Here is a 12,352-nt window from a genome sequence, read left to right as displayed (position 1 = left end):
GCCGCAGCCCTTAGCGACGGAGCGGGGCGGGGGCTAGGGGTGGATCGAAAAGCCGCGCGGCGGACTCGCTTCGGGTGTATGATCCGCGGACTCGCAATCAGGAGAGGACAGATGAGCGTCAACCTGGTTCCCGAGGGCTATCGCAGCGTCATTCCCTATCTGGTGGTCGACGATGCCGCGGCGGCGATCGACTTCTACGTCAAGGTGTTCGGCGCCACCGAAGTCATGCGCATGGAGAAGGACGGCAAGATCGGCCATGCCGAGCTCGCCATCGGCGACTCGCACATCATGCTCGCCGACGAGCATCCGGAGATGGGCTATCGCGGCCCCAAGGCGTTCGGCGGCAGCGCGATCACCGTGATGGTCTATCTGCCCGATGTCGACGCGGCTTTCGCCCGCGCGATCGACGGCGGAGCGACGGCCGAGCGGCCGGTCGAAGACCAATTCTACGGCGACCGGTCGGGTACGTTCGTCGATCCCTTCGGCCACCGCTGGAATGTTGCGACTCACGTCGAGGACGTGACGCCGGAAGAGATGGAACAGCGGATGGCAGCGATGGCCAGCGAGGCCGGCTAAGTAGCGTCGGCCTTCGGCCGGGGCAGCCCAGTTTTGACTCTTTTCACGGAAACGCGCTCAATCTCGCAATATTATTGCGTCCGCGAGCGGTGTTCATATCGAGATGTCAAAGAGCGGCGTGTAGAACCCGACCGGTCGAGCAGAGCAGGCGAAATCCTACTTTGCAAGCGCTCGCGAGCATGTCGATTGCGACCGCCTTCAGCCCCGTGGCTGGCGGAGCCGCCGGAACAGGCCGCCGCTCGCGATCGGCTCGAACAAATCTTCGGGATTCTCGGGATCGAGCACTTCATGGTCGGCGAGCCATGCGGTCACTTCATCGAGGTTCGGAGTTTCATAGGGCCGGAGGGTGCGGCCGTCGCGGTGGCGGAGCAGCTCGATCGCAGCGATCAGCGAGCCCGTGGACCCGATGGCGTGCACGACATCCGCGCGTTCGCAGCCGAGATGCTCCGCGAGCAGACCGTCGCGGATCTCGGCAATGCGCGCGCACCGCGGGTCACCGTCGGCGCATTCGATCGTCACGTCGCATTCGGTATCGAGCCGGAGCGAGCGATTGTTGAAGTTCGACGATCCGATGCGCAGGATGGTGTCGTCGATCGCCAGCACCTTGGCATGGACGTAGATCGCTTCGCCGCCCGCGGTGAAAGGATGATAGATTCGCAGCCGATCGTGGGTGTCGCGCCGCCGTAGCGCCTCGACCAGGCGCGCGCGGGCAGTATCCATCGCCAGCTGCTCGAGCCAGCCGTCGGCGTCCTTCGGATTGATAATGACGATCTCGGGGCCATCGGGCTCGTCCAGCCGCCGGGCGATCGCCTCGGCGATCCGGCGCGAAGCGAAATATTGGCTTTCAGCATAGATCGTGCGCTTCGCCCGGCCGATCAGGTCGAGGTAGAGCTGCTCGATCTCATGCGCGGCCTCCACGCCCTCCATCTCCGGCTGAGTCCGCGAGATCGCCGCGGGCACATCGGTGAAGTCTGGCGTGAGGCATTCGGGCCAGCAGGGGCCATGATCCCCCGGCACCGGGATCGGCTTGCCGCCGGATAGCGTCCAACGCTCGCGGCACAGCTCGCCCAACGCCTTAGCGACCGGCCCTTGCAGGGCAGTGGTAGCGTCGTGCCAGGGCATATAGTCGCTGCCGTCCGGGTCCACCCGGCGCGGCTCGTCATCACGGTGCGCGCGCGTGTCCCAGCGGCTCGCCGTCATGTCGATGCCGCCGCAAAAGGCGAGGCAATCGTCGATCACGACGATCTTCTGGTGGTGCGACGCGCCCGGCGGATGGCGGCTGTCGAGCCGCGGGTGGATTCGCGGATGGAGCATCCAGCGCATCGTCGTGGTGAGCGTGGTCGGGCGCAGATAAGTCTTCAGCGCGCCCATGTCCCATCGCAGCAGATAGATCTCGAGCCCCGGGGTTCGCCGTGCCAGCCAGGTGATGAACGGGCCGACCTGCTCGGGCGCGTCAGGCGCTTCGTCGCTGCGCTCCGCGAGACGGATGCGCGCATCGAAATCCCAGCCGATCAGAAGGACCTGGTGCCGCGCCTTGAGCATCGCATCGCGCGCGGCGCGAAAATAATCCTCGGCGTCGATTATCACGGTGACGCGATCGGCATGCTCCACTCGCCAGGCATTGTGGCCTGGCCGGACGATGCCATCGGCGGTCACGCGCCGGTCGTCACAGGATTTCGCGGACCTTCTCGGGCGGACGGCCTAGCCGCACGCCCTTTTCAGTCGCGACCAACGGGCGTTCGATCAGGATCGGATCGGCCGCCATCGCATCGAGGATCGCGTCGTCCGATGCGTCCTTGAGCGCTTTTGCGCCTTCTTCGGCCTTGCGCAGGCCGTCGCGCGGGCTGATGCCGGCGCGGGCATAAAGCGCGGCGAGCGCGTCGCGCGAGGGCGGCGTCTTCAGATACTCGACGATCTCGACTTCAATCCCCGGAGTTCCTTGGAGGATCGCCAGCGCCTCGCGCGATTTGGAGCAGCGCGGATTGTGCCAGATCGTCGCCTTCATTCCAGGTCCCGTTCATGCTGAGCTCGTCGAAGCACCGTTTCGCTTCTCATCGTCCTGGTGGCATCGCCCTTCGACAAGCTCAGGGCGAACGGTGGGGAGCGGTTACTCCCCTTTTGCCAGCCACTCTTCCAGCCACTTGATCGTATAGTTGCCCGACTGGAAGTCGGGCTCGTCGAGCAGCGCCTGGTGGAGCGGGATCGTCGTCTTGACGCCCTCGACCACGAATTCTTCCAGCGCGCGGCGCAGACGCATGATGCACCCTTCGCGCGTGCGGCCGTAGACGATCAGCTTGGCGATCATCGAGTCGTAATAAGGGGGGATCCGATAGCCCGAGTAGATGCCGCTATCGACGCGGACGTGCATCCCGCCCGGCGCGTGGAAATGCGCGATCTTGCCCGGCGAGGGCGCGAAGGTCTTCGGATCCTCGGCGTTGATGCGGCATTCGATCGCGTGGCCGCGGAACTCGATATCTTCCTGGCGGACCGAAAGCCCATGACCTTCGGCGACGCGGATCTGCTCGCGGACGAGATCGAGGCCGGTGATCATCTCGGTCACCGGATGCTCGACCTGGAGGCGGGTGTTCATCTCGATGAAGTAGAAGTGCCCGTCTTCCCACAGGAACTCGATCGTGCCGGCGCCGCGATAGCCCATGTCGGCCATTGCTTTGCTGACGATCGCGCCCATGCGCTCGCGCTCCTCGGGCGTGATGACCGGCGACAGCGCTTCCTCGAGCACCTTCTGGTGGCGGCGCTGGAGCGAACAGTCGCGCTCGCCGAGGTGGATCGCGTTGCCGTTGCCGTCGCCGAACACCTGGAATTCGATGTGGCGCGGATTACCGAGATATTTTTCGAGATAGACGGTGGCGTCGCCGAACGCGGCCTTGGCCTCGCTGCCCGCCTGGAGCATCTGCGCTTCGAGATCGGCGGGGTTGTTCACGACCTTCATGCCGCGCCCGCCGCCGCCCGACGCGGCCTTGATGATCACCGGATAGCCGGCCTTTTCGGCGATGGCCTTGGCCTCGGCGATGTCGCTGATCGCACCGTCCGAGCCCGGGACGAGCGGCAGGCCGAGCGCGCCCGCGGTGCGCTTGGCCTCGATCTTGTCGCCCATCGTGCGGATATGCTCGGGCTTGGGACCGACGAAGAGCAGGCCGTGCGCCTCGACGATCTCGGCGAACTGGGCGTTCTCCGAGAGGAAGCCATAGCCGGGATGGATCGCGTCAGCGCCAGAGATCTCGGCGGCCGAGATGATGTTGGGGATGTTGAGGTAGGATTCGCCCGCGGGCGGAGGCCCGATGCAGATCGCCTCGTCGGCAAGGCGGACGTGCATCGCGTCGCTGTCAGCGGTCGAGTGCACCGCGACCGTCTTGATTCCCATCTCGTGGCACGCGCGGTGGATGCGCAGCGCGATCTCGCCACGATTGGCGATAAGGAGTTTCTTGATTTCAGGCATTTTGCGGCTTCCGAAACCTACCGTTCGCCCTGAGCTTGTCGAAGGGCTGTTTTTCTACGGTCGCGAAGAAGAACGGTGCTTCGACAAGCTCAGCACGAACGGACTGGGGAGTCATTCCACCACTACGAGCGGCTGGTCGAACTCGACCGGCTGGCCGTTCTCGACGAGGATCGCCTTGACGGTGCCGGCGGCGGGCGCCTGGATTGGGTTCATCACCTTCATCGCTTCGATGATCAGCAGCGTGTCGCCCGCGGCGACCTTGTCGCCGACCGTGACGAACGCATTCGCCTCGGGATTGGGCCTCAGATAGGCGGTGCCGACCATCGGCGACTTGACGGCGTTGACCGCCGCGGCCGGGGCGGCGGCTTCCGCAGCTACGGGGGCCGGAGCGGCGGGGGCCGCCGCCGGGGCGGGCGCGGCATAGTGCGCGGCCGGCGCGGCGGTCACGGTCCGCGCGACGCGGACGCGGCGTTCGCCGTCTTCGACTTCGATTTCGGTGAGCTGAGTCTCGTCGAGCACCGCGGCGAGCTGGCGGACCAGCTCGATATCCACGTGCATCGCCCCTTGTTTCTTATCTTCGGCCATTGCGACCCTTCGTTCGATGAAAGCGCGCGCTCATGTCAGAGACGCGCGGCGGCTTCAAGCGCAAGCATGTACGAAAGCGCCCCGAACCCGGCGACGGTTCCGCGCGCCGCGCGGCCGACGTATGAGCGGTGCCGGAAGGGCTCGCGCGCATGCGGGTTCGAGAGGTGGACTTCGATCACCGGCGTCGTGATGCTCTTCACGGCATCGTGCAACGCGACCGAGGTATGCGTGTACCCGCCCGGATTGAGGATGACTGCCCTGGCGCCCCGGGCCTGCGCTTCGTGCAGCCAGTCGATGAGGTGACCCTCGTGGTTCGACTGGCGCATGTCGATTATGAGGTCGAGCGCGTGCGCCCGATCCTCGAGCTGGCCCGCGATGTCGTCCAGCGTGTCCGACCCGTAGATCTCAGGCTCGCGCAGCCCCAGCAGATTGAGGTTGGGACCGTTCAAGACATAGATCGTATCGGCCAAGGATCAGGCTTTCGGTTGCGGGCATTGCTGGCGCCTCCCTATATGACCCCGCGTTCCCGATCAAATCCAAGGCGTACCTCAATGCACACCGACGGCACCGTAACGATCCGCGTCAATGGCGAGCACAAGCGCGTTGCGGCCGGACTCAGCATCGCGCAGCTCGCCGAGGAGCTGGGGCTGGTGCCCGAGAAGCTCGCCGTCGAGCGCAACCTGGAGGTGGTGCCGCGCTCGACGCTGGGGCAGGTGATCGTGGAAGACGGCGACGAGCTGGAGATCGTGCATTTCGTGGGCGGCGGCGATCATGCGCGGCCGGTGGACGAGGACACCTGGACCGTCGCGGGCAAGACCTTCCGCTCGCGGCTGATCGTCGGCACCGGCAAATACAAGGATTTCGAGCAGAACGCGGCGGCGGTCGAGGCCTCGGGCGCCGAGATCGTGACCGTCGCGGTGCGGCGGGTGAACGTGAGCGATCCCAAGGCGCCGATGCTCACCGACTATATCGATCCCAAGAAGATCACCTATCTGCCCAACACCGCCGGCTGCTTCGACGCCGAGAGCGCGATCCGCACGCTGCGGCTGGCGCGCGAAGCCGGGGGGTGGGATCTCGTGAAGCTCGAAGTGCTGGGCGAGGCGCGCACGCTGTATCCCGACATGGTCGAGACGCTGCGTGCGACCGAGGTGCTGGCGAACGAAGGCTTCAAGCCGATGGTCTATTGCGTCGACGATCCGATCGCCGCCAAGCGGCTGGAGGACGCCGGCGCAGTGGCGATCATGCCGCTGGGCGCGCCGATCGGCTCCGGGCTGGGCATCCAGAACCTCGTCACGATCCGGCTGATCGTCGAGGGCGCCAAGGTGCCGGTGCTGGTGGACGCTGGCGTGGGCACCGCGAGCGACGCGGCGGTGGCGATGGAGCTCGGCTGCGACGGCGTGCTGATGAACACCGCGATCGCCGAGGCCAAGGACCCGATCCTGATGGCGACGGCGATGAAGCTGGCGGTCGAGAGCGGCCGGCTTGCCTATCGCTCGGGCCGGATGGCGAAGCGGCGCTATGCCGATCCGTCGAGCCCGCTCGCCGGGCTGATCTGAGCGCCGCAGCGGAACATCCGTTCCGCGCCGGCCGTTGATGCCAGCAACCGAAGACCCGCTGCGCGTTCCGCGTGCGGGTCCGCTAGGAGACTGGAATCATGGGCGAACTCACCGACAAGATCAAAGGCAACCTCAACGAGGCCGCCGGCAAGATCAAGCAGCAGAGCAACGATCCCGAGACCCGCGACGAGGGCGCCGCGCAGGAGATCAAGGGCAAGGGCGAGCAGTTCAAGGGCAAGGTGAAGGGCGCGCTCGGCGACGATATCTGAGCTCGCTCCTCGCGACGAGGAGAGGGGCCGCTCCGGGAGACCGGGGCGGCCCTTTTCGTGCGGCGCTAACGGCTGCGGATCGCCGATACGGTGGTCGCCGGAGTAATGAACTCAATGTCGGTCTTGAGATGGAGCAGCTTGAGGCCGGGCTGGGCGAGCGCCCGATCGAGCGCGGGGGCGAACGCCTCGGTTGTCTCCACTGTCTCGGCCCAGCCGCCATAGGCGCGGGCGAGCGCGGCGAAATCGGGGTTGCGCAGCGCCGTGCCTGATAGGCGCGCGGGATATTCGCGCTCCTGGTGCATGCGGATCGTGCCGTAGGCCGAATTGTCGACCACGATCACCAGCAGGTCCGCATCGTGCTGGACGGCGGTGGCGAGCTCCTGCCCGTTCATCAGGAAATCGCCGTCGCCTGCGACCGCGATCGCCATACGATCGGGAAAGCGCAGCGCAGCGGCGACGGCTGCCGGCACGCCGTATCCCATCGCACCCGCGGTCGGCGCGAGCTGGCTCGGCTGGGGGCCATAGTGCCAGTAGCGATGCCACCAGCCCGAGAAGTTGCCCGCGCCGTTGCAGATGATCGCGTCCCCGGGCGCGATCCGCTCGCGCATCGCAGCGACGCACATCCCGAGATCGAGCACCACGCCGTCGCGGGGCCTGGGGGTGGACCATTCGAGCCATTCGGTATGGGCTTCGGCACCGGCGAAGGTCGGCAGATCGATTTCTTCCTCGGCCGCAAGGGCTACCGCGAATTCGAACGGTCGCGCGCAGATCGGCAGATCGGCGAGATAGGTGCGGTTGAGCTCGTTCGGGTCCGGGTGGACATGAATCAGCGTCTGGCCGGGATGGTCGGGCGTGATCAGTGTATAGCCATCGGTGGTCGCCTCACCCAGCCGAGCGCCGACGACGAGCAACAGATCGGCGTCCTTGATCCGCTGGACCAGCTTTGGATTGGGGCCATAGCCGAGATTGCCTGCCCAGACCGGGGAATTGTTCGGGATGGAATCCTGGCGCCGGAACGCGCCAGCCACCGGCAAGCCGATGCGTTCGGCGAACTTGGCGAAGTCCTGCCCGGCTTCCGTATCCCAGCCCGCGCCACCCACGATCGCAATCGGGCGCTCGGCCGCGCGGAGCTGCTCGAACAACAAATCGAGCTCATAGGGATCGGGGGCTTGAAGGGGTGGTGCCAGCTCCGGCCGGTCCGCCGCCTCGACCACATCACACAGCATGTCCTCGGGCAACGCAATCACCACCGGCCCCGGCCGTCCGCTCGTCGCCACGTTCCATGCCCGCGCGACATATTCGGGGATGCGGCGCGCATCCTCGATCCGGGTCGCCCATTTGGCGAGCGGGGCGAACATCGCGGGCAAATCGACTTCCTGAAAGCCCTCGCGGTCGCGCATGTCTCGGTCGACGTCGCCGATGAAGAGGAGCATCGGCTGCGAATCCTGGAAAGCGACATGCACGCCGATGCTCGCGTTGGTCGCACCCGGCCCGCGCGTCACGAAGCAGACGCCCGGCCGTCCCGTCATCGCCCCGTCGGCGCAGGCCATGAACGCCGCGCCGCCCTCCTGTCGGCACGTCACCACATCGACTTGCGGGGTGTCGTGCAGCGCGTCGAGCACGGCGAGGAAGCTCTCGCCCGGCACGTGGAAGATACGGTCGCAGCCCTGCGCGACCAGATTGTCGACGAGGATCCGGCCCCCGGTTCGTTTCGCGGTCATGGCATATCTCTAGACCGGCAAGGCCGGGCGGCGTAACCCCTTGCGCCATGCTGATCATTGGCAATCACGTCTCGCCCTATGCCCGCAAGGTATTGGTCGCGTTGGATCACAAGGGCGTCGACTATGAGATCGACCCCATCGTACCCTTCTACGGCACCGACGAATTCACGCGGGTGAGCCCGCTTCGACGCATCCCGGTGCTGATCGACGGCGATCTGGTGCTCAACGATTCGACGGTGATCGCCGAATATATCGAAGAGCGCTGGCCCGAGCCGCCGCTGATGCCCCGATCGCCAGAGGACCGGGCGAAGGCGCGCTGGATGGAGGAATTCGCCGACAGCCGCTTGGGCGACCTGATCATCTGGCGGCTGTTCTACCAACGCACGATCGTCCCCTTCGTGTGGAAGCGCGAGCCCGACGAGGCACTGATCGCGCGGACGGTGGAGCGGGATCTTCCGCAAGCGCTCGACTGGATCGAGGCGCGCGCGCCTGCCGAGGGTTTCCTGTTCGACCATGTTTGCACCGCCGACATCAGTTTCGCCTGCTTCTTCCGCAACGCATCGCTGGTGGGCTACGAGATCGATGCCGAGCGCTGGCCCCGGACGGCGGCGTGGATCGCGCGAGTGAACGCAGTGCCGGCGTTCGAGGGAACGATGAAGTTCGAGCGCGCGACCTTCGGCGTGCGCTCGGCCGATCGGGCGGAGGCGCTGCGGGCCGCGGGTGCGCGGATATCCGAGAAGAGCTACGGCGGCACGGTGCCGCACCGCAGCGTTATGCTGAACGACGGGCCCGCCGCCACCTGAGCAGAAAAAAGGGGCCGCGCGAGCATCCCCGCGCAGCCCCCTCTCAGCAGGTGCTTCGGATCAGAAGCGGATGCCGATGCCGGCAACTACCTGGTCGCGGTTCAGGTCCAGTTCCTCGTAGCGCGAGTAGCGATACTCGACCTTGCCGTAGAACTTGCCGAAGTTGCGCTCGACGCCGGCGCCGAAGCGATAGCCGTCGGTGGTCGTGCCGCCGAGGCCCTCGACGTCGAAGCGGGCGTTGGTGAAGCCGGCCTTGCCGTAGATCAGGTTCGCGCCGCCGAAGACGAAGCCGACGCGGCCGCCGACATAAACGTCGCGACCGGCAGTGACGCCCGCTTCCTCGGTGGTCGCGCCGAGGATCTCGGTCTCGGCGCCGATCACGGCGTTGCCGATCTGATGGTCATAGCCGAACGCGCCGCCATAGGCGAAGCCGTCCTGGCCTTCGCCGCTGCCGCCGACGTGATCCCAGCCGGCCACCACTTCGGCGCGCGGGCCGGTGAAGGTGCCATCCTGAGCAAGAGCGGGGGTTGCGGTCGCGGCCACCAGGGCGAGCGCCGTCGTTGCGAGAATTCGCATGGATTTTCCTATCTTTGGACTTTGTTTTTTCAGGTTCGGATGGCCATCCAAGGGCTCAGATAGGCCTCCATTTCGCAGGTGCAATATGGCAATTTAATTACGCTCAAAGTGTGACTCTTTTGCCACAGCGCCAGATTCGTACAAAAGTTGAAAAGCGATTCAGGTTCGCTTGACCCGGCCTTGCGCACCGGATTATCGCCGGAGCAGGTCAGGAGAGAATCGCCCCATGAAGAAGCTCTACCCCAACGCCGAAGCAGCGCTGGAAGGGCTGCTGTTCGACGGCATGACGCTCTGCGCCGGCGGGTTCGGCCTGTGCGGCATTCCCGAGCGGCTGATCGACGCGATCCAGGCGTCGGGCGTCAGGGATCTCACCATCGCATCGAACAACGCCGGCATCGACAACGAGGGGCTAGGCAAGCTGCTGCGCTCGCGCCAGGTCAAGAAGATGATCTCCTCCTATGTCGGCGAGAACAAGGAGTTCGAGCGGCAGTATCTGGCAGGCGAGCTCGAGGTGGAATTCTGCCCCCAGGGCACGCTGGCCGAGCGCTGCCGCGCAGGCGGGGCGGGCATTCCGGGCTTCTACACCAAGACCGGCGTCGGCACGCAGGTGGCCGAGGGCAAGGAGGTCAAGGTTTTCGACGGAGAGGAGTATATCCTCGAGCGCGGCATTCGCGCCGACCTGTCGATCATCAAGGGCTGGAAGGCCGACGAGGCGGGCAACCTCATCTTCCGCAAGACCGCGCGCAACTTCAACCAGCCTATGGCGACCGCGGGGCGCATCTGCGTCGCCGAAGTGGAGGAAGTGGTGCCGGTGGGCAGCCTCGATCCCGACGCGATCCATTTGCCGGGCATCTATGTGAAGCGGCTGATCCTGGGCGCGCCCTACGACAAGAAGATTGAGTTCCGCACCACCCGGCCGCGTCCGGAAGCCGCCGAGGCGGCATGATACGCGTCAGGGGGCTGCGCAGCGTCGCGGCTGCGGCGGGGACAGGCGCGCTGCTTTCGGGCTGCGCAGCGATGGTCGCCGCGCCGGTGGTGGCAGGCGCGGGGATCTACAAGTCCTCGCAGGATCGGTCGCGTGCACGCGACCGCGATACGCCAGCGAGCCAGGCGCCGCAGCCGGGGCAGGTCTATACCGCGCCCGACGGCACCAAGGTGCAGGTCACCGGTCTCGACGCACTGCCGCCGCCGAGCGGGGTGGCGCCCGCTCCGGCCGTTGCCGCGGGTGGCAAGGTTCCTCCGGAGATGCAGTATCTCTACGGTTCGGGCGAGGCGGCGGCGCTCAGCCTCCAGAGCTATCAGGCGTTGTGGAATTTCCTGAAGGTCGAGATCGGCTACCGGCGCCACAAGGCGGAGATCCGCTCGGTGCTGCTCTCACCTGGCTCGACGCTGGAGAATCCGAAGTTTGATCTCTGTGGCAAGCGCCCGCTCGCAGTGGTGCTCGACGTCGACGAGACGGCGCTGCTCAACCTGGGGTTCGAGGCCGATACCGCGGCGCGCGGCGACGCTCCCTATGATCCCGGCCGCTGGGGACGCTTCGAGCAGACCGGCGTCGACAAGGTCGTGGCGGTCCCGGGCGCAGCCGAAGCGCTCGCCGCCGCGCGAGGCGAGGGGATCACCGTGGTGTTCAACTCGAACCGCTCGCTGGCCTCCGCTGTCCAGGCTCGCGCCGCGATCGAAGGCGCCGGGCTCGGCCCCGCGGTGCTCGGCGACACGCTGTGGCTGAAGGCTGAAGGCGAGACCGGCAAGGACGCGCGCCGCTGGAAGATCGCCGAGCGCTATTGCGTAGTCGCAATGGCCGGCGACCAGCTCGGCGATTTCAGCGACCTGTTCAACGCCCCCCAGCTCTCGGTACGCGCCCGCCGCAACAGCGCGGGCGAGACGATGATCGCGCAGCTCTGGGGCGCCGGCTGGTTCATGCTACCCAACCCGGTCTACGGCACCGGACTGAAGGGCGGCCTCGACGACGTTTTCCCCACCGACAAGCGCTGGACCGATCCGCAGGAGAAGAAGTGATGTCCCCGGAGACCAAGGGCTGGACCCGTGACGAAATGGCCGCGCGCGCCGCGACGGAGCTCAAGGACGGCTTCTACGTCAACCTGGGCATCGGCATTCCCACGCTGGTGGCGAACCATATCCCCGCGGGGGTCGAAGTGACGCTCCAGTCCGAGAATGGCATGCTCGGCATCGGGCCCTTCCCCTATGAGGGCGAAGAGGACCCCGACCTGATCAACGCCGGCAAGCAGACGATCTCCGAGCTGCCGAGCTCGGTCTATTTCTCGTCGTCGGACAGTTTCGCGATGATCCGCGGCGGGCACATCGATCTGACCGTGCTCGGCGCGATGGAAGTGAGCGAGAAGGGCGACATCGCCAACTGGATGATCCCCGGCAAGATGATCAAGGGCATGGGCGGCGCGATGGACCTGGTCGCGGGCGTCAAGAAGATCATCGTGGTGATGGAGCATGTCTCCAAGAACGGCGATCCGAAGTTCATCCCCGAATGCACGCTGCCGCTGACGGGAAAGAACGTGGTCGACATGATCATCACCGATCTCGCGGTGTTCGCGCGCGCCGATCACGAGTCGCCGTTCCAGCTGATCGAGCTGGCGCCGGGGGTCACCGAGGAGGAAGTCGCGGCGAAGACCACGGCGGAGTATGAGGTGGCGCTCGCCCACGCGGTCGTTTGACCTTTACCGTCACCCCGGCCTTGTGCCGGGGCCCACTCAGCCGCACCGGCTGCCGTACCGCCTCTTGTCTGGCGCCTGTCTCCCGGTGGACCCCGGCACGAGGCCGGGGTGACGAAGGTTTT

General features: G+C 66.3%; 14 protein-coding genes. 7 read left to right on the top strand and 7 right to left on the bottom strand.

Going from position 1 to position 12,352, the window contains the following annotated elements:
- The first annotated feature begins 111 nt into the window (after positions 1-111).
- The gene (locus ACMGDH_RS12420; RefSeq protein WP_436828282.1) at positions 112-576 is read left to right on the top strand and encodes a VOC family protein; all 465 of its coding nucleotides are present in this window, start codon (positions 112-114) and stop codon (positions 574-576) included.
- Positions 577-774: 198 nt separating this feature from the next.
- On the opposite strand, the gene ACMGDH_RS12415 is transcribed toward ACMGDH_RS12420, so the two are convergent.
- From ACMGDH_RS12415 to aroQ, 5 genes are all read right to left on the bottom strand, one after another.
- On the bottom strand, positions 775-2,232 hold the full coding sequence (locus ACMGDH_RS12415) for a phospholipase D-like domain-containing protein (protein WP_436828281.1): 1,458 nt from the start codon (positions 2,230-2,232) through the stop codon (positions 775-777).
- 10 nt (positions 2,233-2,242) lie between these two features.
- Entirely contained in the window at positions 2,243-2,581 is a 339-nt protein-coding gene (gene arsC, locus ACMGDH_RS12410; protein ID WP_436828280.1) for an arsenate reductase (glutaredoxin), read from the bottom strand.
- A 102-nt stretch (positions 2,582-2,683) separates the two neighbouring features.
- On the bottom strand, positions 2,684-4,033 hold the full coding sequence (gene accC / locus ACMGDH_RS12405; RefSeq protein WP_436828279.1) for an acetyl-CoA carboxylase biotin carboxylase subunit: 1,350 nt from the start codon (positions 4,031-4,033) through the stop codon (positions 2,684-2,686).
- Between the two features lie 111 nt (positions 4,034-4,144).
- Complete coding sequence (gene accB, locus ACMGDH_RS12400) at positions 4,145-4,618, bottom strand: acetyl-CoA carboxylase biotin carboxyl carrier protein (protein ID WP_436828278.1); 474 nt, start codon at positions 4,616-4,618, stop codon at positions 4,145-4,147.
- A 35-nt stretch (positions 4,619-4,653) separates the two neighbouring features.
- Positions 4,654-5,088, bottom strand: coding sequence for a type II 3-dehydroquinate dehydratase (aroQ, locus tag ACMGDH_RS12395; RefSeq protein ID WP_436828277.1), 435 nt, complete (start codon positions 5,086-5,088; stop codon positions 4,654-4,656).
- 81 nt (positions 5,089-5,169) lie between these two features.
- Between aroQ and thiS the strand changes: the two genes are divergently transcribed.
- Both thiS and ACMGDH_RS12385 read left to right on the top strand, forming a co-directional pair.
- Positions 5,170-6,174 carry a sulfur carrier protein ThiS gene (gene thiS / locus ACMGDH_RS12390; RefSeq protein WP_436828276.1) on the top strand — a complete coding sequence of 335 codons (1,005 nt, stop codon included), beginning with the start codon at positions 5,170-5,172 and terminating at the stop codon, positions 6,172-6,174.
- 98 nt (positions 6,175-6,272) lie between these two features.
- Complete coding sequence (locus ACMGDH_RS12385) at positions 6,273-6,443, top strand: CsbD family protein (RefSeq protein ID WP_436828275.1); 171 nt, start codon at positions 6,273-6,275, stop codon at positions 6,441-6,443.
- 65 nt (positions 6,444-6,508) lie between these two features.
- On the opposite strand, the gene ACMGDH_RS12380 is transcribed toward ACMGDH_RS12385, so the two are convergent.
- Positions 6,509-8,164, bottom strand: a complete 1,656-nt coding sequence (locus ACMGDH_RS12380; RefSeq protein WP_436828274.1) for a thiamine pyrophosphate-binding protein — start codon at positions 8,162-8,164, stop codon at positions 6,509-6,511.
- 47 nt (positions 8,165-8,211) lie between these two features.
- Between ACMGDH_RS12380 and ACMGDH_RS12375 the strand changes: the two genes are divergently transcribed.
- Positions 8,212-8,967, top strand: coding sequence for a glutathione S-transferase family protein (locus ACMGDH_RS12375; RefSeq protein WP_436828273.1), 756 nt, complete (start codon positions 8,212-8,214; stop codon positions 8,965-8,967).
- A gap of 60 nt (positions 8,968-9,027) precedes the next feature.
- Here the strand turns inward: ACMGDH_RS12375 and ACMGDH_RS12370 are convergent, their stop codons facing one another.
- Entirely contained in the window at positions 9,028-9,543 is a 516-nt protein-coding gene (locus tag ACMGDH_RS12370; RefSeq protein ID WP_436828272.1) for an outer membrane protein, read from the bottom strand.
- Positions 9,544-9,769: 226 nt separating this feature from the next.
- Between ACMGDH_RS12370 and ACMGDH_RS12365 the strand changes: the two genes are divergently transcribed.
- From ACMGDH_RS12365 to ACMGDH_RS12355, 3 genes are read left to right on the top strand one after another with little or no spacing between them, the layout of a single operon-like run.
- Positions 9,770-10,489: a CoA transferase subunit A gene (locus ACMGDH_RS12365; protein WP_436828271.1), complete on the top strand. Its 720-nt coding sequence runs from the start codon at positions 9,770-9,772 to the stop codon at positions 10,487-10,489.
- On the top strand, positions 10,486-11,559 hold the full coding sequence (locus ACMGDH_RS12360) for an HAD family acid phosphatase (RefSeq protein ID WP_436828270.1): 1,074 nt from the start codon (positions 10,486-10,488) through the stop codon (positions 11,557-11,559). The genes ACMGDH_RS12365 and ACMGDH_RS12360 overlap by 4 nt, the downstream gene beginning before the upstream one ends.
- A complete protein-coding gene (locus tag ACMGDH_RS12355; RefSeq protein ID WP_436828269.1) occupies positions 11,559-12,230 on the top strand; it encodes a 3-oxoacid CoA-transferase subunit B in 672 nt (223 codons plus the stop codon). Before ACMGDH_RS12360 ends, ACMGDH_RS12355 begins: the two co-directional genes overlap by 1 nt.
- Positions 12,231-12,352: the final 122 nt, after the last annotated feature.

Source organism: Sphingomonas radicis, assembly GCF_051400635.1.
In the GTDB taxonomy this organism is placed as follows: domain Bacteria; phylum Pseudomonadota; class Alphaproteobacteria; order Sphingomonadales; family Sphingomonadaceae; genus Sphingomonas.
Note: the sequence above shows the minus strand (reverse complement) of the source record. Positions and strands in the feature narration are given on the sequence as shown.